This is a genomic window from Pseudoteredinibacter isoporae (genome assembly GCF_040372805.1).
GTDB lineage: Bacteria > Pseudomonadota > Gammaproteobacteria > Pseudomonadales > Cellvibrionaceae > Pseudoteredinibacter > Pseudoteredinibacter isoporae_A.
In genome coordinates this window covers 248,743-272,661 of record NZ_BAABWJ010000003.1, presented here as the reverse complement: position 1 = coordinate 272,661, position 23,919 = coordinate 248,743, and the positions used below count along the sequence as shown (strand labels likewise).

Annotated in this window: 20 protein-coding genes; 11 read left to right on the top strand and 9 right to left on the bottom strand. The window is 50.8% G+C overall.

The window, feature by feature from the left end; all coding sequences use genetic code 11:
• Nucleotides 1-54: 54 nt before the first annotated feature.
• Nucleotides 55-1,509 carry a PLP-dependent aminotransferase family protein gene (locus ABWW03_RS09320; protein ID WP_353407854.1) on the bottom strand — a complete coding sequence of 485 codons (1,455 nt, stop codon included), beginning with the start codon at nucleotides 1,507-1,509 and terminating at the stop codon, nucleotides 55-57.
• 162 nt (nucleotides 1,510-1,671) lie between these two features.
• Between ABWW03_RS09320 and ABWW03_RS09315 the strand changes: the two genes are divergently transcribed.
• Nucleotides 1,672-2,346, top strand: a complete 675-nt coding sequence (locus ABWW03_RS09315; RefSeq protein ID WP_353407852.1) for a pyridoxamine 5'-phosphate oxidase family protein — start codon at nucleotides 1,672-1,674, stop codon at nucleotides 2,344-2,346.
• 15 nt (nucleotides 2,347-2,361) lie between these two features.
• Here the strand turns inward: ABWW03_RS09315 and ABWW03_RS09310 are convergent, their stop codons facing one another.
• On the bottom strand, nucleotides 2,362-3,282 hold the full coding sequence (locus ABWW03_RS09310; RefSeq protein WP_353407851.1) for a LysR family transcriptional regulator: 921 nt from the start codon (nucleotides 3,280-3,282) through the stop codon (nucleotides 2,362-2,364).
• 288 nt (nucleotides 3,283-3,570) lie between these two features.
• Here ABWW03_RS09310 and ABWW03_RS09305 point away from each other — a divergent pair, with 288 nt between their 5' ends.
• Nucleotides 3,571-3,855: a hypothetical protein gene (locus ABWW03_RS09305; protein ID WP_353407850.1), complete on the top strand. Its 285-nt coding sequence runs from the start codon at nucleotides 3,571-3,573 to the stop codon at nucleotides 3,853-3,855.
• Nucleotides 3,856-3,959: 104 nt separating this feature from the next.
• Here ABWW03_RS09305 and ABWW03_RS09300 read toward each other — a convergent pair whose 3' ends face one another.
• Together ABWW03_RS09300 and ABWW03_RS09295 are read right to left on the bottom strand one after the other, a co-directional pair.
• Nucleotides 3,960-4,862, bottom strand: a complete 903-nt coding sequence (locus tag ABWW03_RS09300; protein WP_353407849.1) for an alpha/beta hydrolase — start codon at nucleotides 4,860-4,862, stop codon at nucleotides 3,960-3,962.
• A 196-nt stretch (nucleotides 4,863-5,058) separates the two neighbouring features.
• Nucleotides 5,059-5,691 carry a thiopurine S-methyltransferase gene (locus ABWW03_RS09295; protein WP_353407847.1) on the bottom strand — a complete coding sequence of 211 codons (633 nt, stop codon included), beginning with the start codon at nucleotides 5,689-5,691 and terminating at the stop codon, nucleotides 5,059-5,061.
• 132 nt (nucleotides 5,692-5,823) lie between these two features.
• Here ABWW03_RS09295 and ABWW03_RS09290 point away from each other — a divergent pair, with 132 nt between their 5' ends.
• Nucleotides 5,824-7,185, top strand: coding sequence for an MATE family efflux transporter (locus ABWW03_RS09290; protein ID WP_353407846.1), 1,362 nt, complete (start codon nucleotides 5,824-5,826; stop codon nucleotides 7,183-7,185).
• Nucleotides 7,186-7,267: 82 nt separating this feature from the next.
• Nucleotides 7,268-7,615, top strand: coding sequence for a YbaN family protein (locus ABWW03_RS09285; RefSeq protein ID WP_353407845.1), 348 nt, complete (start codon nucleotides 7,268-7,270; stop codon nucleotides 7,613-7,615).
• 125 nt (nucleotides 7,616-7,740) lie between these two features.
• Here ABWW03_RS09285 and ABWW03_RS09280 read toward each other — a convergent pair whose 3' ends face one another.
• From ABWW03_RS09280 to ABWW03_RS09265, 4 genes are all read right to left on the bottom strand, one after another.
• Nucleotides 7,741-10,839 carry an efflux RND transporter permease subunit gene (locus ABWW03_RS09280; protein WP_353407844.1) on the bottom strand — a complete coding sequence of 1,033 codons (3,099 nt, stop codon included), beginning with the start codon at nucleotides 10,837-10,839 and terminating at the stop codon, nucleotides 7,741-7,743.
• The gene (locus ABWW03_RS09275; protein ID WP_353407843.1) at nucleotides 10,836-11,948 is read right to left on the bottom strand and encodes an efflux RND transporter periplasmic adaptor subunit; all 1,113 of its coding nucleotides are present in this window, start codon (nucleotides 11,946-11,948) and stop codon (nucleotides 10,836-10,838) included. The genes ABWW03_RS09280 and ABWW03_RS09275 overlap by 4 nt, the downstream gene beginning before the upstream one ends.
• A 30-nt stretch (nucleotides 11,949-11,978) precedes the next feature.
• Nucleotides 11,979-12,701: a TetR/AcrR family transcriptional regulator gene (locus ABWW03_RS09270; protein WP_353407842.1), complete on the bottom strand. Its 723-nt coding sequence runs from the start codon at nucleotides 12,699-12,701 to the stop codon at nucleotides 11,979-11,981.
• Nucleotides 12,702-12,865: 164 nt separating this feature from the next.
• Complete coding sequence (locus ABWW03_RS09265) at nucleotides 12,866-13,972, bottom strand: helix-turn-helix domain-containing protein (protein ID WP_353407840.1); 1,107 nt, start codon at nucleotides 13,970-13,972, stop codon at nucleotides 12,866-12,868.
• A 185-nt stretch (nucleotides 13,973-14,157) separates the two neighbouring features.
• Here ABWW03_RS09265 and ABWW03_RS09260 point away from each other — a divergent pair, with 185 nt between their 5' ends.
• The 7 genes from ABWW03_RS09260 to ABWW03_RS09230 all read left to right on the top strand — a co-directional run bounded on the left by ABWW03_RS09260 (nucleotide 14,158) and on the right by ABWW03_RS09230 (nucleotide 22,811).
• Nucleotides 14,158-15,603 carry a flavin-containing monooxygenase gene (locus ABWW03_RS09260; protein WP_353407839.1) on the top strand — a complete coding sequence of 482 codons (1,446 nt, stop codon included), beginning with the start codon at nucleotides 14,158-14,160 and terminating at the stop codon, nucleotides 15,601-15,603.
• A 435-nt stretch (nucleotides 15,604-16,038) separates the two neighbouring features.
• Nucleotides 16,039-17,196 carry an acyl-CoA dehydrogenase family protein gene (locus ABWW03_RS09255; protein WP_353407837.1) on the top strand — a complete coding sequence of 386 codons (1,158 nt, stop codon included), beginning with the start codon at nucleotides 16,039-16,041 and terminating at the stop codon, nucleotides 17,194-17,196.
• A gap of 71 nt (nucleotides 17,197-17,267) precedes the next feature.
• Complete coding sequence (locus tag ABWW03_RS09250) at nucleotides 17,268-18,467, top strand: acyl-CoA dehydrogenase family protein (protein WP_353407836.1); 1,200 nt, start codon at nucleotides 17,268-17,270, stop codon at nucleotides 18,465-18,467.
• Nucleotides 18,468-18,477: 10 nt separating this feature from the next.
• The gene (locus ABWW03_RS09245; protein WP_353407835.1) at nucleotides 18,478-19,608 is read left to right on the top strand and encodes an acyl-CoA dehydrogenase family protein; all 1,131 of its coding nucleotides are present in this window, start codon (nucleotides 18,478-18,480) and stop codon (nucleotides 19,606-19,608) included.
• Nucleotides 19,609-19,865: 257 nt separating this feature from the next.
• Nucleotides 19,866-21,449 (top strand): peptide chain release factor 3, encoded by a 1,584-nt coding sequence (locus ABWW03_RS09240; protein ID WP_353407834.1) that lies wholly within the window; start codon nucleotides 19,866-19,868, stop codon nucleotides 21,447-21,449.
• 109 nt (nucleotides 21,450-21,558) lie between these two features.
• Nucleotides 21,559-22,152, top strand: coding sequence for a 1-acyl-sn-glycerol-3-phosphate acyltransferase (locus ABWW03_RS09235; RefSeq protein WP_353407833.1), 594 nt, complete (start codon nucleotides 21,559-21,561; stop codon nucleotides 22,150-22,152).
• Between the two features lie 23 nt (nucleotides 22,153-22,175).
• The gene (locus ABWW03_RS09230) at nucleotides 22,176-22,811 is read left to right on the top strand and encodes a TetR/AcrR family transcriptional regulator (protein ID WP_353407832.1); all 636 of its coding nucleotides are present in this window, start codon (nucleotides 22,176-22,178) and stop codon (nucleotides 22,809-22,811) included.
• Here the strand turns inward: ABWW03_RS09230 and ABWW03_RS09225 are convergent.
• Nucleotides 22,808-23,656, bottom strand: a complete 849-nt coding sequence (locus ABWW03_RS09225; protein ID WP_353407831.1) for a DUF6279 family lipoprotein — start codon at nucleotides 23,654-23,656, stop codon at nucleotides 22,808-22,810. The two genes, ABWW03_RS09230 and ABWW03_RS09225, sit on opposite strands and share 4 nt — an antisense overlap.
• Between the last annotated feature and the right edge of the window lie 263 nt (nucleotides 23,657-23,919).

Sequence of the window (23,919 nt, the reverse complement as noted above, 5' to 3'; positions counted from 1 at the left end):
ACAGGGCAATGTGGCATGATGTCGCAGCTTCAGGTGTTTAAGGCTCTGGGCGTGTCAGTCGGTGGGATAGAGTGTTTCCAAGACCGTGCGAATCACACTGATTTTACGGAGCATCTTTTCCGCAGCGGTGTTGGCAAAACCTAACACCAAGCCTTTAAGGGACTCGTTACCATGACAGTATTCGCTTAAGGGGCTGGAAAAAATGCCTTGCGCTTCCAGATGCTGGACCAGCTGATGGTCATCAATGTTCTGATAGCAAACAAACACAATGTGCATACCAGCGTTTCTCTGCAGTGTTTTGCCCCAAGGCTCTAGCATCGTCATCGCCTGTTGCAGTGCCGTGAGTTTGTCTTTGTAGGCAATGCGCATACGGCGTAAGTGTCGGTAGAAGTGGCCTTCTTCTATAAAGCTGGCGACCTGAGCTTGTGTCATCAGTGGCGGCTGCCCATAGCAGGCGATCCGAGCGGCGGTAAAGCGTTCGATCAGTGAGTCCGGCAAAACCAGGTAACCCAAACGCAGTCCGGGATACAGGGTTTTGCTGAATGACCCGAGATAGATAACCCGTTGATGCGGGTCGAGGCCCTGCATGCTGGCGAGAGGTCGGTACTGGTAGTGGTATTCGCTGTCGTAATCGTCTTCAATGATCCAGCTTTGGTGGGTTTGTGCCCAATGTAACAGGGCCATTTTCCGCTCGAGGGACAGCACGACGCCCATGGGGTATTGATTGGCGGGTGTGGTGTAAACCAAGTTGGGGGTGGTCTCGGCGTCGATCAGGGTTTGCAGATCCAGGCCATCCTGATCCACCCGGCAGGGCAGGTGCTTTTTACCACTGTGCTGAAGAGCCCGCATGACCCCCCGGTAACCCGGGCTTTCCATGGCGATCACGTCATCTGGTCCCAACAACAGACGGATACACAGATCCAGGGCCTGTTGTGCGCCGGAGGTAATCAACACCTGTCCGCCATGGCATTTCACGGCTCGTGATTGCTGTAGGTACTGTGCAATGGCGCGGCGCAAAGGCCAAAAACCGGCTTCGTCACCATAGGCCATAAAATCAGCACTGTGTTTTTGCAGCTGCTGTTGTATTCGCTGCCAAGTTTTATGGGGAAATGCTGCGAGGTCTGGCACGCCAACACAAAAACTGTCATTGATGTTTTTATGAATTTTAGGTGTGGCGCCTGATTTGGGCACGCCGATTTCGGGTTTGGCGTCTACCAAGGGGCTGTGCAGTTGGTCGGGAAGAGGGCTGGCCACAAAGCTTCCCGAGCCCCGTTTGCTGATGATATACCCCTCGGCTTGCAACTGTTCATACGCTGCGATGACGGTATTGCGTCCGAGGTTCAGCTGTTCTGCAAGGTTACGACTGGAAGGTAATTGGCTACCGGATGGCAACTGCCCGCCTAACATCATATTCCGTAAGCCCATATAGAGTTGTTGGCTAAGATTCTGAGTGTGGTGACGATCCAGCGTGAGTTGCCGTATTTCCTGCAAGCTTGTCGCGATAGCCATAGTTAGGGCTCTTTAGGGTTAATTGGTTCCATTTAATAATTAAAATTGGATCTAAGCAAGGGGCCAATGTTTCGATAAGCTGCACCCCGTTGATTCGTTGGGGCGACAGGACGATCCCTGTGGCCGAGCATTCGTAAGCTGTACCAGAACAAAGGAGTACCTATGAGCAATAGTGAGCAATTGAGCCCTCTCCAGCAAAGCGAGAAAACCCGTCTGCGTCGTTCGCCAAAGCGAGCGGTATTTGATCGTGAAGCGCTGTATCAGATTTTCGATGAAGCGATGGTGGCCCATGTGGGCTTTGTTCAGGACGGCCAGAGCTATGTCATTCCAATGCTGGTTTGGCGATGGGGCAATCGCTTATTGATTCATGGCAGTAATGGCAGTCGCATGATCAAGGCGCTCTGTGGGGAGCAGTCAATTTGCATCACTGCCACCTTATTGGATGGAATGGTGCTGGCAAAATCGGCATTTCACCACAGCAGCAATTACCGCAGTGCGATGGTGATGGGCTCGTGTTATGTTCTGGACGACGAGCAGGACATTGAACAGAGCCTGGAAGTGTTTATGGAGTTGATTGCGCCCGGACGTTGGCCGCATCTTCGCCCACCCAATGAGAATGAGTTGGCGGCGACGACGATTCTTGCGATGGATATCGAAGAAGCGTCGGTAAAAATTCGCAGCGGTGGCCCCGTAGAAGACGATGGTGATCTTGACTGGCCGGTTTGGACCGGTGAGTTGCAGCTGCGCCAGTCGCTGACGGCTGCCGTAACTGATGCCCACAGTGTGGGTGAAATGCAGGATTACAGCGCCGCTTGGGGCGAGCGATGGAGCCTGTAGGGCTCCACATGGTACTCAGAGCTGGCGATGGTAATCCTGGCTTTGCCAGTAATTTTCACACTGCCCTTCCATCAAGGGCAGTTCTTTTTCCAAACGTTCAACGACAAAATCCCTCAGCACTTTGATTCGTGCGGTATTGCGCAAATCAATATGGCTCAGTACCCACAAGCCCATACCTTGATACAGGGGAATACCGGGCACGCGCATCAATTCGGGGGTGGAATCTCCCAGGCCACAGGGTAATCTCGCAACACCGCAACCGGCACGAGCAAGTTCATAAACGCCGTTGAACGTTGAGCAGTAGTGCCGTACCCGAAGTTTTGGCATGTAGTCTTCTATCCAGTCAGGTGTGCTTGGACCATTCTCGGTCCAGTCGATTGCGTATACTGAACTTGGATCTTGCTGATACTGTTCCCACAGTTCCTGTGTGCAATAGACGGTCATGGCAAAACGTCCTAGGCGTTTGCCAACCAAGTCGGGAGCGGGGTTGTCGGTTGCACGAAAGGCGAGGTCCGCTTCACGAGCGGAAAGATCAACGTTTTCATCTTGCAAGATCAATTCGAGATCAATATTCGGATAAAGATCCAGAAATTCCTTGAGCACTGGGGCCAGAACTCGTCGGCCAAACATATCGATTGCAGTAACTTTAATGGTGCCCGCCAGTTCTTGTTTGTCTGCAGTGACAAGACGATCCATGGCGTTTACCGAGTCGCGCATATTTTCCGCATAGGGAATCATGCTTTCCCCAAGTGGCGTAATGCTGAGCCCTGTTGCCGTGCGCTCAAAAAGTGGTGAACCTAACTGTTGTTCCAACGCAGAGATTCGACGGGATACGGTTGTGTGATTGACTTTTAATTGCTTAGCTGCAGCAGCCATGGAGCCGTTTTGCACTGTGGTTAAAAAATAATTAAGATCATTCCAGTCAATATTTTTCATGCTGGTTTCCTGGGCAGCGAGCGTTTTTTATTGGTATTTTTACGTTTGAGCTTGTAGAAAAAGTGCGCATTGTGAGTTTTTATTGCCCGGTTTCTTATTTTGGTGTTGCGCCCAGTTTAGCCTCGCTGGCCTTTTCGGTTTAGTGATTTTGGGGCTACTTATCGTATCTTTACGCAGCTTATCCATTATTAACTGTGCAAATATGCAAACCATATTTGCTGTTTCTGTCATTGTTGCTTTTCTCCTCAAGCATTAGCATGACCTTGCTTATTTTTGGAGGAGATTATCATGAATCGTTTAGTGAAAGCCGCTGCGTTTATTGCCGCAGCACAGTTGGCTCTTGTTCCTGTTGCCAGCGCTGGTAAAAAACAAGAGTACATTCAATTGGCCGAAGAAACGGCTGCCAGCCAATTCAATGTTGGCGCAGACAAAGTTCGTTTTAAACAGATTAGTACCACAGGTGGTTTTGCGCGCGTTTATCTGAAGGTTCACACTTCAGACACTGATAAAACAACCGTTTTCTGCAAAATTCGTAAAAAGAACAAGAACGTAGAATTCTGCAAAGAGAAGTAATTTTTCTATTTCCTTTGACTCGGGGCTTCGTAGTGTCGCCCCATTTTTCTTTTCCTTCCTTCTGCTTGTTTTTATCCCCTGAACGTTCTTTTCTTTCGTTTGAATTATTTTTGATACTTTTCGCCAGGAAACAGCCAATATAAACCCTGAGTGAGTACGGTGGGGAAAACCAGTTCGTGGTGTGCCCCGGAGACTTCGAGTTTTGTTAAACGAAGCGACGGGTAATTTCTTTGTTCCAGTTGGCGATAGAGCTGATTAAAGTCGTTCACCATATTGATGGGGGTGGGTTTGCGGTAATTCTCGTTTGCGCGAGCGGGCCGTTCAAAGGCGCCGATTCCCAGAAACAATTCAGCATTGATGTCTTTGGTTTCTTTTGCCAGTTGTTTTTCGGTTTCCAGTATCCAACGATTGTCAAACCATAGGGATGGGCTCGATATCAGGTAGTAGCGGAAGCTGTCACTGTGCTCCAGCATTGTATACAGACCAAACAGCCCGCCGAGGGAATACCCGGCGTAGGCCCGGCGCAAACTGTTGATGCGATAACGCTCCTCGACCAACGGAAACAATTCCCGTCGTAAGAAATTTAGGTATGACGCCGCTTCACCTTTGTCGTTTACTGCGGTCTTGGGTGTGTAATCACGGCGACGACTGTCAAATGGTCGGTCGATAGGGGAGTAAGAAATGCCCACCAGAATATGGTGTTCCATGGCGTTGTTGATCATGGCTGAGTGGGTGACGCCTGCGGCCAATTGAAAGGCATAGAGTCCGTCGTTCAAATAAACAACGGGATACTTACGACGCTGATTGCCTTCATCGAAATAGCTGGGGGGGAGTTTGATATAGATATCGTAAGAACGGTTGAGCTGTTTGGATTCCAGACGTAAAACCTTCGAGTCGGGAATCGTAAATCCGGCGTTATGCTGATCGGCCCAACTGCCTTGCGTGAGCAACAACAGCGTAAGACTGGCAAGATAGCTCAGCGCTCTTGCCCGAGTTAGAAAAGCCATTAGGTACCCTCGCCCTGTATTCATTGAAGTCATCGAACGACTTATTCTGCCTGTTTCATTCAGGTCTCTGCTTCGCCGAAAAGCACTATTTTACCCGCAACTCTGATTCCCAATGGGTAGAGATGTTGATCACGATGATGTTCATTTTATTGTAATCGACCGCTGGTAAGGGGTAAAACAAACACGACAGAAGCCGTTAGCGATAATTCAGGACCATGCTGTACTCGACCGCCGTGATGCCTTTGACTTCTTCAGGGCGCTCACCCAGGAGGACGAGGTCGGCAAGATCATTGCACAACTCGGCCAGCATGCTCGGGTCAATACTGAAAGGAGGGCCGGCTTTTAAACTCTGATCGTATTCCAGGGTGATGGTCAGGTTCCGGCAGGGGCGAGGCAGGATTCTGGCGAGATGCTGACAATAGTCCCGGCGCATGGTTTCAGGCAGGGCGATCAAGGCGGCACGGTCATAAACCCAATGGCAGTCTTTAAGCGGTTCCGTGTCGAGCGCGAAGAGATCACCACAAAACAAGGTGTATGGCCCTGCTCGGTAGCATTGCAGTTCACCGTATTGAGATCGTTGAGGCGTGAGCCCTTGCTCATGAAAAAAAGCGTCGACCGCGATGTGGCTCAGTTCGATACCTACAACGGTCATGCCATTCTCAGCAAAGAAAACCAGATCCTGACTTTTACCGCACAAAGGAACAAACACACTGCCCGAATGCGGAGCTTGAAGATGGGGCCAGTGGTTCAGTAGGCTGCTATTGAAGCGCCCTTCGTGAAAGCCGATTTGCTGTTCCTGCCAGCGTTGCAGCCAAAACTCTTTTTCCATTCCCATCCCCCTGTGTGAATCGGCAATGTATCAGATGAACCGTTAGAAATCAGGTATGGAATTGCAAAGCGAAGGGATTCAGACCGGCTTGCAGTGCTATAATGCGCGGCTTGAATTTAAATAGGTATCTCCATGTCTTCAGCAATGCAAGCCACCTTAACCCAAGGCTCCGTAGGGAAAACACTGCGGGAAATGGCCGCACCTATGGTGATTGGTTTGCTGGCAATGATGTCCTTTAATGCGGTTGATACCTTCTTTGTAGGCCAGTTGGGGGAAGACGCCCTGGCCGCAATGAGTTTTACCTTTCCTGTGGTGATGGTGTACACGAGCCTGGCGATTGGCCTGGGGGCGGGTACTTCTTCCTGTGTCGCGAGGGCGATTGGCTCGGGTGACCAGGAAACGGCAAAGCGATTATTGACCGACGTGCTGACAATTGCATTCCTGTTGTCTGTCATCTTCGGCTTCCTGGGGTGGTGGTTTATGGAGCCGATCTTTTACGCCCTGGGTGCCTCTGAGAAACTGATTCCGTTGATTCGCGAATATATGGACATCTGGTTCCTGGGTGTGCCGATGGTCATTATGCCCATGGCCGCCATGGCGGGATTGCGGGCAATGGGGTTGAGTAAGTTGCAAGGTGTGTTGATGGGGGTGTCGGCCCTGGCCAATGGTCTGCTGGATCCCTTGTTGATTTTCGGTCTTTGGGGTTTTCCCCGCCTGGAACTCGCGGGTGCCGCTTGGGCCAGCTTTATTGTCCGCGTTGGAGTATTGCTGGCGGTTGCACACATTCTGATTGTTCGTTTGCAGGTTTTGGCGAGTCCCTTCGTCGCCATGCAGAAGCTGGTGGCTTCCTGGCGAGAGGTATTCCATGTGGCGCTCCCGGCTATGGGAACCAATGTGATTATCCCTCTGGCCAGTGCCATCGTGGTGGCCATGGTGGCCAGTTACGGTGAGGCCGCGGTTGCGGGGCTGGGGGTGGCACTTCGTGTCGAGCCTATTGTGTTGATTTGCTTTTATGCTTTATCCGCAGTGATGGGGCCTTTCTTTGGGCAAAATCTGTCAGCTTCGGCAATAGATCGCGTTCGCGAAGCCCAGCGTGTTGCCATGCGTTTTTGCCTCGGAATGGGCTTGGCCGTTGCCGTCTTACTGGCCGTTGGTGGTGAGTGGTTGGCCGGCCTGTTCAGTGATTCCCCAGAGGTGATTGCTGTCGCCAAGGACTATTTGCTACTCGTGCCAATCAGCTATGGCTGCTATGGCATGGTGATGTACATTAACGCCGCTTTTAACGGCATAGGTAAGCCTATGCCTGGTCTGGTCATTTCCAGCTTGCGAGTTTTGGGTTTGTATTTGCCCCTCGCTTGGGTAGCAATGGAGTTCTGGGGCTTGACCGGTTTGTTTGTGGCCACGGCCGCGACCAATATCGTGGTGGGGCTTCTCGGGTATTTTTGGCTGCGCCGTCACGTTGACGAGATTGCAGAATCTCAATGCCCGGGCTAAGGCCCTCTTTTCTCTGCGATGAAATTGCCCTAGCATAGGATTTTGTCGTCTTTTCTTGGGTTGCTGGATGCGGCTACTGTATATGGCCCTGGCCTATTGTTGCGTAGGTTTGGGTGTGCTGGGTATTTTTCTGCCGGTTTTGCCAACAACACCGTTTCTGTTGCTCGCGCTTTGGGCGGGCAGTAAAGGGTCTCGGCGTTTTAAGTGGTGGCTGCTGCGCCACCCTCGCTTGGGGCCGGGCTTACGGTTGTGGTATCGAGAAGGTTCCATTCCTCTGGGAGGCAAATGCCTGGCTGTCGTGTTTATCACGGCCAGTTGGGTGATGATTTATTTGCGGGATACCAGTACGACGCTACTCATTGTGCTGTCGCTGATTCTTTTGGGGTCAGCAAGCTTTATTCTGACTCGACCTACCTCTAAAGTGTCATAGGATCGAACGTCTATCCGAAGTGCCGAATCTGCGGTCAATAAAAAAGGCCCTCGATACATTCGAGAGCCTTTTTCAGCGCTTCTATACTGAAGCGCAATAAGATTACTAGTTTGATGGATTGCAGATCAGCTCGACGCCGCTACCGGTTGAGTGTCGACCTGGGCTTTTTCTGCTGCGACTTCCTGGCTAAGGTCTTTACCGAGGTAATGATAAATGACCGGCAACACCACCAGTGTGAACACGGTACCAATCAACATGCCCGCCACCAGAATGATACCGATGCTGTTACGAGCTTCGGCGCCGGCACCGGTTACCAGAACCAGAGGGAAGTGACCCAACACGGTTGCGGCCGTCGTCATTAACACCGGGCGCAGGCGAGTGGTTGCGGCTTCCTTGATAGCCTCAATCTTGGTCCAGCCGTCTTCTTGCAATTGTTTCGCAAACTCCACAATAAGAATGCCGTTCTTGGCGATGAGGCCAATGAGGGTGACCAGGCCAATCTGGGAATAAATGTTGACCGTCGTTAAGCCGAGGAATGGGAACATCATGGCTCCAGCCAGCGCTAAGGGAACCGACCCCAAAAGAATCACCAGTGGATCGCGGAAGTTATTGAATTGGATAGTCAGTACTAGATAGACCACGATTAAAGCGACGATCAGTACGCCCATTAAGGTGTTGCCTTCATTGCGCAACTGGCGGGATTCACCCGCGTAGTCCAAGTTAAAGTTCTCAGGCAGTACTTCCTGTGCAATGCCTTCCAATGCACTTAAGCCTTGTTCGCGAGTGGTGCCAGGTAAAACACCACCAAAAATACGGAAAGATTTCTGCTGATCGAATTTTCCGAGCAGACGCGGGCCGGTGGTTTTTTCCAGGCTGGCAATGCTGGAAACTGGAATCATGTCGCCTGCGGGAGTGCGCAACTGCAGATTCAGGAACGCCTCGGGGTTACCGCGATCGGAATCTTTCAGCATGGGAATCACTCGGAAGGCTTTACCATTGCCATCAAAGCGGTTGCTGTAGTTGGATGAGAGTAAAACACTCAGTTGTTCACTCACCGAAGCGAGGCTCATACCCAAATCGGCAATGCGATCACGATGCAGTTTAAAGCGTACCTGGGGCAAATCGATATGCAGGTCGGTGTCGACAAACATAAACTTTCCACTCTGGTATGCCTTGCCCATCATCTGCTCGGCATAACCACGCATGGTTTCGTAACTGGCCGGGCCTTGTATGACCAACTCCACATCGAAGTTTCCGGCGGTAGGTAGTGAGGCCGACAGAACCGGGAGAATTTTCAGTTCCGAAATGCCACCCAGTTTGGCAAACACTTCTGGCAATAATTCCTGCGTACTTTTTTCTCTTGCGTCCACCTCGCCTAGTAAAATACCACCAACACCACCGCTGGCGCGCAGTACTTGCCACATGCCATGGGCGGTTTCAGTCGTCAGGAGTGTGTCCACCACCTGATGCATATTTTCAGTGGTGTATTCCAGTGAGGATTCAGGTGGTGAGGTGACAATCATAGTGATGCTGCTGTCGTCCTCTACCGGAGCCAACTCTTTTTGAGAGAAGAGGTAAAAAGGAATCGTCAACAGCGCAATAAAGATTGCCGCAAATACGATTTGACCGCGCCAATTGAACACCTTATCCAAAAAGCTACGATACCATTGCTGAGCCTTTTCAAATTGACGGTTTACCCAAACCGTTAACGGACTTTCTTTACCGCCCTCTGGGCACACTCGGGCACTCATAATGGGAGAGAGCGTGACCGCCACCAAGCCTGAAATCAGTACCGCAATCGCCAATGTGAAAGCGAATTCTTTAAACAGCACACCGGTCAGGCCCGATAGAAAACCAATGGGTGCATAAACCGCCGCCAGAGTGATGGTCATTGCGGTAACCGGAGCCAGCAATTGCCGTGAACTGGTCAGGGCAGCTTGCGTTCGGCTCATGCCATTGCGCATATGGCGGGCCACGTTTTCGACCACCACAATGGCATCGTCAACCACCAAACCAACAGAAAGCACCACTGCAAGAACCGTCAACAGGTTCAAGGTGAACCCCATGATGGCCATGGCGGCAACTGCCCCCAAAATGGAAATCGGGATGGTAATCAGTGGCACCAGGGCCGTGCGAAAAGAGCCCATCAAGGCAATAACCACAATGCCCACCAGAAAAACGGTTTCCAGTAAGGTCGTGAAAATTTCTTTCAGGGCCGCGCGCATATACAGGGTGCCGTCGTAACCCATGTCGATGCTTACCCCATCGGGTAGCGTGGGGCGAATGTTGTCGAGTTGGCGATACACTTCATCACCGATTTCGATCTCATTCGCGCCAGGCAGCGGCCAGATTGAAATAAAGATTGTGGAACGCTGAGTAAAGCGGCCGTTTACTTCACCTTCAACTTCACCCAGTTCAACATCCGCGACGTCTTGTAGGTAAATCAATCCATCGCCCGTGTCGCGCACCACCAATTGTTCAAAATCGGTGACGTTTTTCAGTGTGGTATCGGCGAGCAAATTGATACGATGGCGAGCATTTTCACTCTGCCCAATGGTAGCAATGATGTTGTTGTCGCGCAGTGCGTTGAGGACCTCATTGGCGCCAATGTCATAGGCGGCCAAACGGTTTGGGTCCAGCCAAACTCGCATGGCAGGGTTGCGGCCGCCTTCCAATCCAATACGTTGAACACCGTCAATGGAGGACAAAATGGGGTTTACCCGGCGCACCAAGTAATCGTTGAGTTCCGCACGGGAGTAATCTTCGGCATAAACAGGTAAATAAAACACTGCCGATGTTCGATCTGCTCGGCTAACCGAAACTGCCGGGTCTTCTGCTCCAGCGGGGAGCTCAAAGCGAATTTGACTTAAGCGGGCATTGAGCTCCGCCAGTGCATCGGTGCTATTTTCATTGAGTTTCAGCCAACCGGTTACGGTACTGGAACCAGCAACGGTATTGGAATCCACATAATCAATACCTGGTACCGTCGCGACAGCGCGTTCAACGGGATCAGTAATGAAACCCTGAACAGTCTCGGCATCGGCGCCCGTGTAAATGGTGCTGACGACCAGTGATGCGCTTTCAATTTTGGGATACTGAAGAACCGATATTTCTTGTGCGGCTCGTATTCCAGCCAGCAACAAAATTAATGAAACGACAACCGCAAGGACGGGCTTCTTTACGAAGATGTCCATAAAGTTGGCGCGCTCATGTGTTTGACTCATTGGGCGCCTCCTTGCACGCTGGCGCTTTGAGCCGATGCTGCCTGTACATACACTTTCAGGCCCTGGCGTAATTTAAAGGTGCCAATGCTGGCGATAAGTGCGCCTTCTTCCAAACCTTCACTCAACATAAATCCGTCGTTCTGACGAGGGCCAAGTTTGACGCGAACGCGCTCGGCACGATAATTGTCGGAGCCCTGTTCGGGCTGCAAAATGTACACGTAGTTTGCAAACTGGTCGCGGCTGATGCTGACATCGGGCACCCAGACAGCGGCCTTCGCTTGCCCGGCGTTGAGATGAACTTCCACAATGCTATTGCTGTTCAAAGTGTTGCCTTCAGGAATGTCGATGCGCGCACGATAACGCAGTTGGCGTGAGCGGCTGTCCACTTCCGCATCGCTGGCAATCAAAGTTGCAGGAATGCTTTCCTTGTTCGCAAGTTTTACCGATATGTCACTGCTGGCATCAAGGTTTGGAAAATCCTGAGGCACTGAAAAATCGACCCAGATATAGTCGTTCTGGCCAATCAATTGGGTGATGAGCGTGTTCGGGTTTAAGTACTGTCCCTCTTCCAGGGTATGCAGACCCACTCGGCCACTGAAGGGCGCGCGAAGGGTTTTCTTATTGATTACGGCTTCTTGCGCCGCGATTTCAGCGAGTCGAGTTTGGTAGTCGGCTTCAGCCTGGTCAAGCGCTTCTGCACTGACGCGATTTTGCTTGCGCAGCTTTTTATTGCGGTCCAACGTGAGTTTGGCTAAGCGCGCACTGGCTTTGGCGGCACGCAGACGGGCTTGCTCTTCGCTGACATCCAATTGCAGTAATACCTGGCCTTGTGAAACGTTTCCTCCGGAGGGCAGGTTTAGCGTCTGAATCTTTCCACCCAGTTCAGTGCGAAGCTCCAGTTGTTGTGGTGCGGTCAGTTCTCCACTGACGTGCAATTGCTGACGAAATTCAGCGGCAACTGCGCGCACAGCCTGAACCGTTGCAGAGGGCTCTGGAAAGGATTCGCCCATGGCAATGGCTTCCTTGATTTGAAAAAACTTTATGCTGCCGAGGCCAACGAGCACCAGTAGGCACATAAAAACGGTAATTATCCAACGGCGTAAGGTCATGGTATTAATCCAGTTCAAAGTAAAAATAAATCAACGTAAATCGGCCGCTATAACGGCGGCGAGTGCGCGTTCAATGCCGGGCTGGTCGAGGGGTTGTCTCCAGTGAAAGCTATTGAGCAAGCGCTTAAAATTGCGAACCAGTAAATCATCGGCCGGCAAGGGGTAGGGCAAGGGCTCGGTCATTTCCTTTGCGGTGCGACTGTGATGGCGTAACACTACCTGGGTGTAGCCAACGTGCAATGACCAGCAGGCTGTGTTGATTTCGTCCAACGTAGCGTCACTCGCGTTCAGGTCGAGTTCGCCATTGTCCATTGCCCGTTGCCAGTGACCAGCAAACAGCTGGCTGATGGCGTCAACGCTTTGGGACATGTTTTCCAGCCATCGCGGTGAGGCCCGACGTAAAATGGCTTCACAGTTCACCAGTGCATCGAGATGGCTGTCGAAGATATAGCATTGGGTCTTGTTCGGATTGATCAGAGACACCGCGATGATTTTTTCTGGCGTCGTCAGTGGTAATTCCAGTGCTTTGGCGAAGGTCTCATGAAGGCGATGAAACATGCGCACGGCCAGTGCTACCAACACATCCTCCTTACTTTGCACATGCTTATATAGGGTGCCTATAGACACACCAGCCTCTTTGGCAATGGCCGACATGGTGAAATCCAGCAATGAAGTTTGTGAGATGCAGCTGGCGGCGGCGCAGAGGATCATGTCCTCTTGTTCCTGCGGGCTGTGTTTCGGAGCCGGTGGCATAACAAAAGTCTCGTGTTTTCTGGGAGTCATCTTATTCGAATGTCATTCGAATGGGTGTGCAGATTCTACTGTGACCCTCGCTGCTGTCAATTACATCGCGGCTATAAGGGCAATAAGATTTGTTAATCGTGTGTCTGTTGTTACTTCGGGCAAGATCTGGACAGCTAGTTGTTTGTGAGTGCTTGCTTCTTCCACTCGGTAGGTGCAACACCGGTCCAGCCTTTGAATGCTCGACTGAAAGCGGCTGAATCGGTAAAGCCAAGTTGCTCGGCGAGTTCGCCCATCGACAGGGCCTCTTTGCTAAGGGCTTGCTCAGCTCGACTTTGTTGTACTTCCCTGCGCAGCTGTTTGAAGCTTATACCTTCAGCCTCGAGTTTTCTTGCCAGAGTTCTGGGGCTGACATTGAGTGCATGTGCGAGGGTATCGCGATCAGGAATAACCGCCTGGAGTTGCAATTGGCGCTTAACCAGTTCGCCATAGCGGCTCTGCCGGCGTAGATCAGCAGAGACCCGTTGAACCAGCTTGAGATAGGCTCGGTAAATGGCTTGGTTTTGTCGTAGAGGCAGTCGATCAAAATAACCGAGCGGGAGCTGCAGGCTCGCGCGCGCCTGCCCAAAATGCACGGTTCCCTGAAAGTGTTGCTGTAAGTCCCGGGCTTCGTCGCCCTCTGGAAACGGTAGGTGTACCGCGACTGGTGCACAGTCTGGGCCAGCGATATCCTGAATCAACGTCGAGGAAGAGACGAGATCGCGTAGCAGGCAAAACTCTTGTAATTGCCGCCCCCTCTGGCCAAGGCGGGGTTCAAGTGACAGATCAAAATAGCAATAGTCATGATGTTTGCTTCGTCCCAGCTCAATCTGGCTTTGTCCCCAAGTCAATTCAGGAAAGCTCAAAATAGTCTGTACGGCATGGAGAATGCTGTCGGCATGCATAGCGGTTAACCCCAGTAGGCCGAACAGGGTTATGGACGCGTTGGCGCCGGTTTCCAGCGCCAGGGACAAATGACTTTTAGGGTGGTTAGCCTCGATGAGGCGGAGTAGAACGGCCTGCTCTTGTTCCTGTTCTATGGGGTAGTCGGGATCTTCCAGTGCAATGGGAGGGATGCCGCAGGCCAGTATCTCAGCGGTTCCGTCCAGCCCAAGCTCGTCCAGCTGTTGTCTTTCCAGATGCACACCAAAGGCATTTCTGTGACTGGCGAACAGATCGCCTCGGGCCAATACCTGATGTTTCTCCGCGGCTATTGCGTTGGTCTTGGAGAAGCGGGAAGGCATATTGCTTAATCCACATTGACTGTAAAGTTTGGCAAATCGTACCACTTTGGCCGGAATTATCAAAAGCCTGGCAGCGTGGATCATCGCTAAGGCTCAGGGCCTATGGCACAGTTAAGTCGTCATTTGTGCGACAGCCAATATGGACGGTCGTAAATAAACCTGATAACAATAATTGAGAGGCGATTGTGGAAGAACTCGATGTGCTAATTATTGGCGCTGGTATTTCCGGTATCGGCATGGCTTGTCATCTAAAACAGAAATGCCCGGATCAACGCTATGCCATTCTGGAAGGGCGCGAGAACTTTGGTGGCACTTGGGATCTGTTCCGTTACCCGGGTATTCGTTCGGATTCTGATATGTACACCTTCGGTTACAGCTTTCGGCCCTGGACTAATGGCGCCGATATTGCGTCGGCTGAATCCATTCGAGAGTACTTGGATGAAACGGCCACCGAGTACGGTGTTCATGAGCATATTCGCTACGAACATCGTGTAGAAAAACTGCAGTGGAATTCGAAAGCGGCGTGCTGGTTTGTTCATTATCGTCACAAGGGTGGGGATGAGCAGATTATCAAAGCTCGCTTCCTGGTAACGTGCACCGGTTACTACAATTATGAACAGGGTTATCTACCTGAATTTCCGGGGTATGAAACGTTTTCTGGCCAGAAAATTCACCCGCAGCAGTGGCCCGAAGATCTCGATTATAAAGATAAACGCGTGCTGATTATTGGTAGTGGGGCGACGGCCGTTACTCTGGTGCCATCCATGGCGGATGAGGCGGCGCATGTAACAATGTTGCAGCGTTCACCGACTTATGTATTTACCCGTCCTGCACGCGACCCGATTGCCAAATGGCTACACAAATATATGCCCGACAGTTGGGCACATTATTTGGCGCGTGCCAAAAATATTTTTCTGAGCTGGTATATATTTACAAAATCAAAGCGCAGTCCGCACAAAGTACGTGAGTTTCTGCGTGACATGGTGAAAGACGAGGTGGGTGATTCCGTTGATGTGGATGTGCATTTTAATCCCAGCTACAAGCCCTGGGATCAGAGGATGTGCCTCGTTCCTGACAGTGATTTATTTAAGTGCCTGAAGGAAGGCGACGCATCAATTGTTACCGATCATATTGAAAGCTTTACGGAAACTGGGGTGACCTTAAAATCCGGCGACACTATTGAAGCGGATATCGTTGTACCAGCTACTGGTCTGGATCTGCAGTTCCTCGGAGGTATCGAGCTGTATAAAGATGATCAACAATTGCAGCCTGGCGAGTTGGTGAATTATAAAGGCATGATGTTTGGTAACCTGCCAAATATGGTCGCGATATTTGGTTACACCAATGCCTCCTGGACATTGAAAGCCGACCTGACCTCTGATTACGTGTGTCGTTTGTTGAAGCACATGAAAACAACCGGCCGCCAGCGGGTGATGCCAAAACTGGATGTAAATGGCTTCGAACAAAGTCCGATGATCGATTCCTTGAAGTCCGGCTACATTGCCCGCGCTGAAAGCATTATGCCCAAGCAAGGTGAAGCTTACCCCTGGCGTAATCAGGATAACTATTACCGAGACTACTTTGCTATTCGTCATGGTAAGTTGGAAGATGGCGTGCTGGAGTTTGCTTAGCTACTGTGTATAGCCTTGTTTGATCATAAGCCGCTGAATAAAGCTCAGCGGCTCTTTTATTTACACCGTTTTCTGTCAATTATTTTCGTCACTTCTCAGCTTTTCCTAAGTTATTGCCCTAATCTTTTTGTTTGAATTGACGGGTGATTTCTGCGTTGCATCTATCGACGTAAATGTTCTCCCTACGCTTATTTACGTGGTTGGCTTTCGTTTCCTTATATGATTTTGCTATTCAGTTTACGAGTAGGGGCGGTCAATGTGCTTCCTGCACGCGTTCGGATGGGCGCTTCACTTACCATCCATTCTCATGGCATAGCCCTGGGTATACCCTCTAGCACTCAGGCCAATCTAGCATCATGCTCCTGAGTGTAGGGTGTTCCGCACTGCGGAATATACTGCTACTATTGCGGAACACTCTGTGAATAGGAATGCCCCGTGATAAGAGATATCGAGAGTCATCAGGCCCTGCTGGACGTGCTGCAGCGCTATGTGAATGAGCGGCTACGGCCTTTGGAGAATCGGGTCGCCGAAGAGGACGATATCCCTGAAGATGTGGTGCAGGAGATGCGTGAGATGGGGTTGTTTGGCCTGACTATCCCCGAAGCCTATGGGGGCTTGGGCATGACGATGGAAGAAGAGGTGCAGGCGGCCATGACTCTCGGGGGCACGTCCCCAGCTTTTCGTTCTCTGATCGGAACCAATAATGGGATTGGCTCGGCGGCTCTGGTGTTTGATGGCACTGAGGAGCAGCGCGAGCGTTTTTTGCCCAAGCTCGCCAGTGGTGAGTGTATTGCTTCTTTCTGTCTGACCGAGCCTGATGCTGGGTCTGACTCGGCGTCTCTGAAAACTCGCGCTCGCCTCGAAGGCGACCATTATATCCTCAATGGAACCAAGCGTTTTATCACCAATGCACCCCGAGCGGATTTGTTTACGGTCTTGGCGCGCACGGACCCAGAGCAGCCGGGTGCGCGCGGGATTTCTGCGTTTGTGGTTGAAGCGACCTCGGATGGCATCAGTTTGGGTACAAAAGACAAAAAAATGGGACACGCCGGTTCCTTCACTTGCGATGTAAACTTTGATGGAGTGGCCGTTCCGAAAGCCAATCTGATCGGTGGCGAGGAGGGCAAAGGCTTTTACACCGCCATGAAGGTGGTTAATCGAGGACGTTTGCATATTGCGGCTCTGAGTGTAGGCATTGCTCAACGCCTGCTGGATGATGCCCTTCGTTATGCCACTGAACGTAAGCAGTTTGGCAAGGCGATTGCCGAGCACCAGCTGATCCAAGCCATGCTGGCCGACAGTAAGATGGAAATCTACGCAGGTGAGTCCATGGTGATGGATTGCGCACGTAAACGAGATGATGAGCGCCCACACGGAACAGAAGCGTCGTGTTGTAAATTATTTTGTACGGAAATGGTGGGGCGAGTGGCGGACCGCGCAGTTCAGATTCTCGGTGGCAGTGGTTACATTGCTGACTATGGGGTCGAGCGCTTTTATCGCGATGTGCGCTTGTTTCGTTTGTATGAAGGCACCAGCCAAATCCAGCAAATGGTTATTGCTAAAAATTTGGTCAAAGATTTTCAGTCGTTTTAAGCATTAATCGAAAACATTACATCATCATAATTCGGCAAGTCATATCGCCGTGCACAGCAAGAGGAATAATAATGAATATCGATTTTTCCGTTGAGGAAAAGGCCTTTGAAGCTGAAGTGCGTCAGTTTCTGGAAGAGAAATTGCCTCAGGAAATCAGTTGCAAGGTCTTGGCCGGGACACCTACCAGCAAAGACGATCATGTGCGTTGGCAAAAAATTCTAGCCGAGCAAGGTTGGGCTGCGGTGAATTGGCCGGTTGAATATGGCGGTACCGGTTGGACGCCGACTCAAAAATACATTTGGGCCAATGAATGCGCGAAAGCCGGTGCGCCTGATGTGGTGCCTTTCGGCATGAAAATGGTGGCGCCGGTTATCTACACCTATGGGAATGAGGAGCAAAAGCAACGCTTCCTGCCAGATATTTTGAACAGTAATGTGTGGTGGTGTCAGGGGTACTCTGAGCCCAATGCCGGGTCTGATTTGGCCTCTTTGAAAACCAGCGCTGTTCGCGATGGTGATCACTATGTCATCAATGGCACCAAAACCTGGACAACTTTAGGGCATTACGCCGATTGGATTTTCTGCCTGGTCCGTACCGGTGACGCCAATACCAAAAACCAGGAAGCCATTAGCTTTGTTCTGGTCGATATGGATGATCCAGGCATTACCGTTTCTCCGATTATCACCTTGGATGGCCACCGTGAAGTGAATGAAATTCACTTTGACAATGTACGGGTGCCGATTGAAAACCGCATTGGTGAAGAAGGTAAGGGTTGGACCTATGCCAAAGTGTTGCTGACCCATGAGCGTACCGGGATTGCTCGTGTCGCGCACTCCAAAGTGCGTCTGGAAAAACTGAAAAAGTTAGCCTCGGAAGCATCAACAGGTTTGGGCTGTCTTGCGGAAGATCCCCGTTTTCAAGCTAAGTTGTTGGATGCGGAAATCGAACTGCAGGCGCTGGAATTCACCGAGTTACGAACGTTGGCGGCCGTAAGTACGGGCAAGGCTCCTGGTCCGGAATCGTCTATTTTGAAGATCAAAGGCACAGAAGTGGCTCAGGCGATTGATGAACTGTATATGGATGTGGCCGGTTATTACAGTTTGCCCTTTGTGAAAGAGCAATTTCTGCCGGAGTTTGAAGGTGATCACATTGGCCCGGATACGGCCGCAAACTCAGCCCCCAAGTATTTTAATAATCGTAAAGCCTCGATCTATGGCGGCAGTAACGAAATTCAAAAAAACATTATCTGCAAAGCGGTTTTAGGTTTATAAGGAGCGCGACATGGATTTTTCTTTATCTCAAGAGCAGCAAATGCTGCAAGACAGTGTCGCTAAATTCGTGCAGAACGATTACGACTTTGATACCCGAATGACCACCGTGAACAGCGAGGCGAATTTTAATCAGGACTTCTGGAATTTGTTTGCAGAGCTGGGCTGGTTGATGGTGCCTTTTTCTGAAGAAGATGGCGGCATGGGCGGCGGTGCTGCGGATGTGATGGTGCTGATGGAGGAGTTTGGCAAAGGTTTATTGATGGAGCCTTATGTGGCGAATGTGATTTTGGCGGGCGGGTTGATTGCACGCCTGGGTGCGGGTGAACAAAAAACGGAATTGCTCGGAGAGTTAATGGCTGGACAGTGTCAGTGGGCCTTTGCATTTACCGAAGCGAACAGCCGATATTGTTTGCATCAGGTGAGCACCCGCGCGGAAAAAAACGCGACAACGTACCAGCTCAATGGGCAAAAGGCCGTGGTAATGAACGGCGCTGCGGCCGAGAAGTTGTTGGTGTTGGCAAGAACCTCAGGCGAGTCCTCTGATCGTGATGGCTTGAGTCTGTTTATGGTGGATGCCAAGGCTGCAGGTGTGACACGCCAGACTTACAAGCTTCAAGATGGCAGTAACGCGGCAGAGCTGGTATTCGAAAATGTCGAGCTGGATGCTGCGACCCTCTTGGGCGAAGAAGGTCAGGCCCTAGCCGCTGTTGAAGCTGTGGTGGACAATGCTTGCCTTGCCGCTTGCGCCGAAGCTGTAGGTGCTATGGGTGTCAGTTTGGAAAAAACCGTCGAATACACCAAAACCCGAGTGCAGTTTGGTGTGCCCATTTCAAAATTTCAGGCGTTGCAGCACCGCATGGCTGATATGTTTATCGAGCATCAGCAGGCCAAATCGATGCTGCTGCGAGCGGTTTTAGTGAGTGAGCAGAATCCGTCTGAGGCCGCCAAAGCCATCTCGGCGGCGAAGTATCGCATTGGTCGGGCGTCGCGCCGTGTTGGTCAGGAATCGGTACAGATTCACGGTGGTATTGCCGTGACCGATGAGCTGGATGTTGGGCACTACTTCAAGCGGCTGACTATGTTGGAGATGCTGTTCGGGAACAGTGATTATCATGCTCAGCGTTATCAGGGCCTGAATTAGGATCAGCCGGTTTGGCTGTGGCGGTGCTTGCCTGGATGAATCCAGGCAAGCACCGGTTTAAGGGAGAAATGACAGCTTTTTTCGAGTGCTGAGCGGACCTGAATTCCCCTGAATATTGGCGAAAAGCGTCGAGTGAGCCTCCGCACGGCGCAATCCCTGCTAAATCGCAGCAAATGGCTGGGGTTTTGGCCTCAAGCCGTTATAATGCTCGGTTTTTTACGCCAACGTGCGAGCGACAGTAGCTGAGAGCCGACTTAATGACTACCGAAATCACCGATGCTATCCAAAAGCGTCGTAGCTTTGCCATCATTTCTCACCCGGATGCGGGTAAAACCACCATTACGGAGAAGCTTTTGCTGCTGGGTCAGCTGATCCAGGTGGCGGGTTCTGTGAAAGGTAAGAAAGCCGACCGACACGCCACATCCGATTGGATGGGCATGGAGCAGGAGCGTGGAATCTCGGTCACCTCTTCAGTGATGCAGTTCCCTTATCGCGGCCGCATGGTGAACCTGCTGGATACCCCGGGGCACGAAGATTTCTCGGAAGATACCTATCGAACGTTGACGGCCGTGGATTCTGCACTGATGGTTATCGATGGCGCAAAAGGTGTGGAAGATCGCACCATCAAACTGATGAATGTTTGCCGCCTTCGCGATACGCCTATCGTGGGCTTCGTGAACAAAATGGACCGCGATATTCGTGATCCCATTGATCTGCTGGATGAAATTGAAGACGTTTTAAAAATTGAAGCGGCGCCTATCAATTGGCCGATTGGCATGGGGAAAGAATTCAAAGGTGTTTACAATCTCTACACCGATACCATTCATGTTTTCGAGCAGGGTAAAAACTACGTTCTGACCGACGATATTCGTATTGAGGGCCTGGATTCCGATGAGGCCCGTGAGTTACTCGGCGTCTATTACGATGACTATGTTGACGAAATCGAATTGGTCCGTGGTGCCAGCCACGAATGGGATCAGGAAGCATTCCTGGCCGGTAAGCTCACGCCAATATTTTTTGGGACCGCGCTGGGCAACTTTGGTGTGCGCGAGATGTTGGACGATTTTGTTGAGTGGGCTCCGGCGCCTCTGGCTCGTAATACCGAAACTCGCGAAGTAGACCCTGTCGAAGAAAAATTCAGCGGTTTTGTATTTAAAATTCAGGCCAATATGGACCCCAAACACCGCGACCGTATCGCCTTTATGCGCATCTGCTCAGGTCGTTACAGCAAGGGTATGAAAATGCGCCATGTGCGCTTGGGCAAAGATGTCAAAATTGCCGATGCGGTGAGTTTCAAGGCCGGCGAGCGTGAGTTGCTTGAGGAAGCCATGTCCGGTGATATTATTGGTTTACACAATCACGGTACGATACAGATTGGTGATACTTTTACTGAAGGTGAGGTTCTTAAGTTTACTGGCATCCCGCACTTTGCTCCGGAAATGTTCCGTCGCATTCGTCTGAAAGATCCGTTGAAAACCAAGCAGTTACAAAAGGGCTTGCAGCAGCTTTCCGAAGAGGGTTCCACTCAGGTTTTCTTTCCGCTGAATTCTAACGATATTATCGTGGGTGCTGTTGGGGTTCTGCAGTTTGAAGTAGTGGCTTATCGTTTGAAAGATGAATACAAAGTGGATGCGATTTATGAATCGGTCAATGTGAATACGGCTCGCTGGGTCGAGTCGGAAGACAGCAAAAAGTTCGAAGAATTCAAACGCAAGTGCTCGGACAATCTGGCTTTGGATGGTGGTGGCCATCTAACGTATCTGGCCCCGACCCGAGTGAACTTGTCTTTGAGTGAAGAGCGTTACCCTGAGGTGGCTTTCCGTGCGACACGAGAACATTGATAGAGCGCGTCAATGTAGAGTGGTGTCCTATTGGCAGCGTGTGATGAGTCAGGGTCAGTAGATTTGTACGTATACGTAGATGAGTAAGAAAAAGTAGGTAGGTGACATCATGGGGCCAATTCGCACTAACGTTCCTGACAATATGCCGCGTTTAGGAAATCGATTCAGCCGCTGGTTGGGGCGCAGCTTGCTGCGGTTGCTGGGTTGGACCCTGGAGGGTGAGTTGCCGAACGACAAAAAAATCATGGTTGCTCTGGCGCCTCATACCTCAAATTGGGATTTTATAGTGGCGATGCCTGCGATCATGGGGCTCGGAGTGAAGATTTCGTATTTGATGAAAAAGGAAGCCTTTTTCTGGCCGATGTCGAGCACCTGGAAGTGGTTGGGGGGCATACCTACGGATCGTTCAGCGGCGGGTGGCATTGTGGAGCAAGTCGCTAGCTATTATGCCGAGCATGATAAGTGTTGGGTGGCGATTACACCGGAAGGCACCCGTTCCAAAGTCGCGAAATGGAAAACTGGATTTTTGAGAATTGCCCATCGCAGTAATGTGCCTGTGGTGGTCATTGGTTTTGATGGGCCGGGGAAGCGTATCGTAATCGATAAAAAGTTTTACAGTAAAGGTGATTTTGAAGCCGAGGCTGATGAGTTGCGTGAGTATGTGAACGAAAAGTTCATCGGTATTTCTCCCAAGCACCAATAGTGGGGAGCTGAGAAGGATAGGGTATGGTTGATCAAAGGGAATTTTCAACTTCGGCAGATGACAATGCTGACAAGCGTCTGATTTCCGCAGAGGCTTTGGAAAAACTGCGCAATGTGTTGATTCATCTGTTTTCCGAAGGCATGTTCCACGAAGTCGGTATTCGGGATATTTGCACCCAGGCAAAAGTGAGCCCCAAAACCGTTTACAAATATTTTGGTAACAAAGAGCAGTTGTTGGCCGCCTGTGTTGAGCAGGATTTGCGTGCTTTGGCTGAGTTAACCGCGAAAAAGGTGGCTGAGGCATCGAGTGTGAAGGACAAAATTCGCGCGCAGGTTGATGTTATTCTCGGCTTTTACCAACAGCGACCCGCGGTGGCTAGAATGGTGTTTTTAAACATCCCTATTGTGTACTGGTTGCAGAGTGCGTCTCCGGCGCATTATAAGCACCGTCAAATCGGGCGGGAAGTGTATCAATTGGCCGTCGAGCAGAACATAATTAAACCTGGGCTGCAGGAAGAAGTGGTGTCGGAAATGACGGCGGGTGGTATCAATCGTGTGATCAGCGCCTGCCTGTATGAAGACAAGGCTGATCGTATGTTGGAGTATGCCGATGGGTGTTTTGAGTTTATCTGGGCGGCTTTGAGTCGAGAAAATGCCTAAAGCTTCTGCTTGGCCATTTTTTCCAGCAAGTCTTGGTATTTGGCGACTTCTTTACGCAAACGCTTTTTTTGTTTGTCATCACTCAATTGAAAAAGATCGCTGAGTAGCTGGCGGCTTAGGACACGATTTTGCGCTTCGAGTTGCTGCTTTTCTTCCGTCCATTCGTCGCGCGGATTTTCGAACAGCGCCATTAATTGCTGCTGACTGTCCTCGCTTCTTTCTCCCTCGAGAATATCTCGAAACCGTTCTTGCCAGCGCAGGCGTTCTGTCAATTCAATCTCGGCACCCAGCACAAAGGTTTCGGACCATTGTTGGATCTTCTGTTTCTGGGCATCGTTGAGTTTTCCCAGCATCTCGCGGGCTTGTTTTTCCATGCCTTTGCGTCCGCGTTCACGGCGTTCCTGTTCGCTTCGGTCGCTGAACTTTTCCCGAAGTTCATCATTGTTCGATTCGATCTGCTTGTATAGATACTGCCGCTGCTCTTGATCTTGGGCTAAAGTGAGCTCGGCCAGCAACGGGCCGGCTTTGTGCAACAGCCGTTTCCAGGCGGCTTGGGCATCGTTTTCGAAATGGCCAATCTGTGTTGGGGTGATGCTATCTTGGTTCAGGGCCTCTTGAAGGCTGTCGAGAAGGCTGCGATATTGGGGTAATTCCTCTTGCTGATGCCAGAGATGCCAATTGTCTATAGCCTCGCTGAGCTGTTGCTGCTGTTCTCGATTCAGGTCCAGATATTCCTCGATTTGATTCTCCAGCCACCAATCGGCTAAACGGTAGGCATATTGGCTGCTGCACGCACTGAGCAGGAGGAGCGTGCTCAGCAGAATAAGGCGTCGACTGATGGTCATAGTTTGTTCCGTTCAGCTCTTGTTAAGTTTGGCGTTAGTCAGTAACATGCGGTTATATCCGCCATTCGTTTAGACGATAGTTTGTTAAATAAGTGCAAATTATTAAACATAACTACTTAATAATTAATTCGATTCGGTGGGTTTGGCGCTGGGGACGACATGGCAAATACTCTAAAAACGGGCCAGTCATTCACATCGTCGTTCGTGCTAAACAAAATCGTGCCCAAGCAGTGTATAGAGAAGCACGATGGAGGGTGGAGTGA

Excerpts from the sequence above, each read along its gene's own strand:
- ABWW03_RS09320 (WP_353407854.1), bottom strand. The coding sequence starts at position 1,509 with ATGGCTATCGCGACAAGCTTGCAGGAAATACGGCAACTCACGCTGGAT.
- ABWW03_RS09315 (WP_353407852.1), top strand. The coding sequence starts at position 1,672 with ATGAGCAATAGTGAGCAATTGAGCCCTCTCCAGCAAAGCGAGAAAACC.
- ABWW03_RS09310 (WP_353407851.1), bottom strand. The coding sequence starts at position 3,282 with ATGAAAAATATTGACTGGAATGATCTTAATTATTTTTTAACCACAGTG.
- ABWW03_RS09305 (WP_353407850.1), top strand. The coding sequence starts at position 3,571 with ATGAATCGTTTAGTGAAAGCCGCTGCGTTTATTGCCGCAGCACAGTTG.
- ABWW03_RS09300 (WP_353407849.1), bottom strand. The coding sequence starts at position 4,862 with ATGGCTTTTCTAACTCGGGCAAGAGCGCTGAGCTATCTTGCCAGTCTT.
- ABWW03_RS09295 (WP_353407847.1), bottom strand. The coding sequence starts at position 5,691 with ATGGAAAAAGAGTTTTGGCTGCAACGCTGGCAGGAACAGCAAATCGGC.
- ABWW03_RS09290 (WP_353407846.1), top strand. The coding sequence starts at position 5,824 with ATGTCTTCAGCAATGCAAGCCACCTTAACCCAAGGCTCCGTAGGGAAA.
- ABWW03_RS09285 (WP_353407845.1), top strand. The coding sequence starts at position 7,268 with ATGGCCCTGGCCTATTGTTGCGTAGGTTTGGGTGTGCTGGGTATTTTT.
- ABWW03_RS09280 (WP_353407844.1), bottom strand. The coding sequence starts at position 10,839 with ATGAGTCAAACACATGAGCGCGCCAACTTTATGGACATCTTCGTAAAG.
- ABWW03_RS09275 (WP_353407843.1), bottom strand. The coding sequence starts at position 11,948 with ATGACCTTACGCCGTTGGATAATTACCGTTTTTATGTGCCTACTGGTG.
- ABWW03_RS09270 (WP_353407842.1), bottom strand. The coding sequence starts at position 12,701 with ATGCCACCGGCTCCGAAACACAGCCCGCAGGAACAAGAGGACATGATC.
- ABWW03_RS09265 (WP_353407840.1), bottom strand. The coding sequence starts at position 13,972 with ATGCCTTCCCGCTTCTCCAAGACCAACGCAATAGCCGCGGAGAAACAT.
- ABWW03_RS09250 (WP_353407836.1), top strand. The coding sequence starts at position 17,268 with ATGAATATCGATTTTTCCGTTGAGGAAAAGGCCTTTGAAGCTGAAGTG.
- ABWW03_RS09245 (WP_353407835.1), top strand. The coding sequence starts at position 18,478 with ATGGATTTTTCTTTATCTCAAGAGCAGCAAATGCTGCAAGACAGTGTC.
- ABWW03_RS09240 (WP_353407834.1), top strand. The coding sequence starts at position 19,866 with ATGACTACCGAAATCACCGATGCTATCCAAAAGCGTCGTAGCTTTGCC.
- ABWW03_RS09235 (WP_353407833.1), top strand. The coding sequence starts at position 21,559 with ATGGGGCCAATTCGCACTAACGTTCCTGACAATATGCCGCGTTTAGGA.
- ABWW03_RS09230 (WP_353407832.1), top strand. The coding sequence starts at position 22,176 with ATGGTTGATCAAAGGGAATTTTCAACTTCGGCAGATGACAATGCTGAC.
- ABWW03_RS09225 (WP_353407831.1), bottom strand. The coding sequence starts at position 23,656 with ATGACCATCAGTCGACGCCTTATTCTGCTGAGCACGCTCCTCCTGCTC.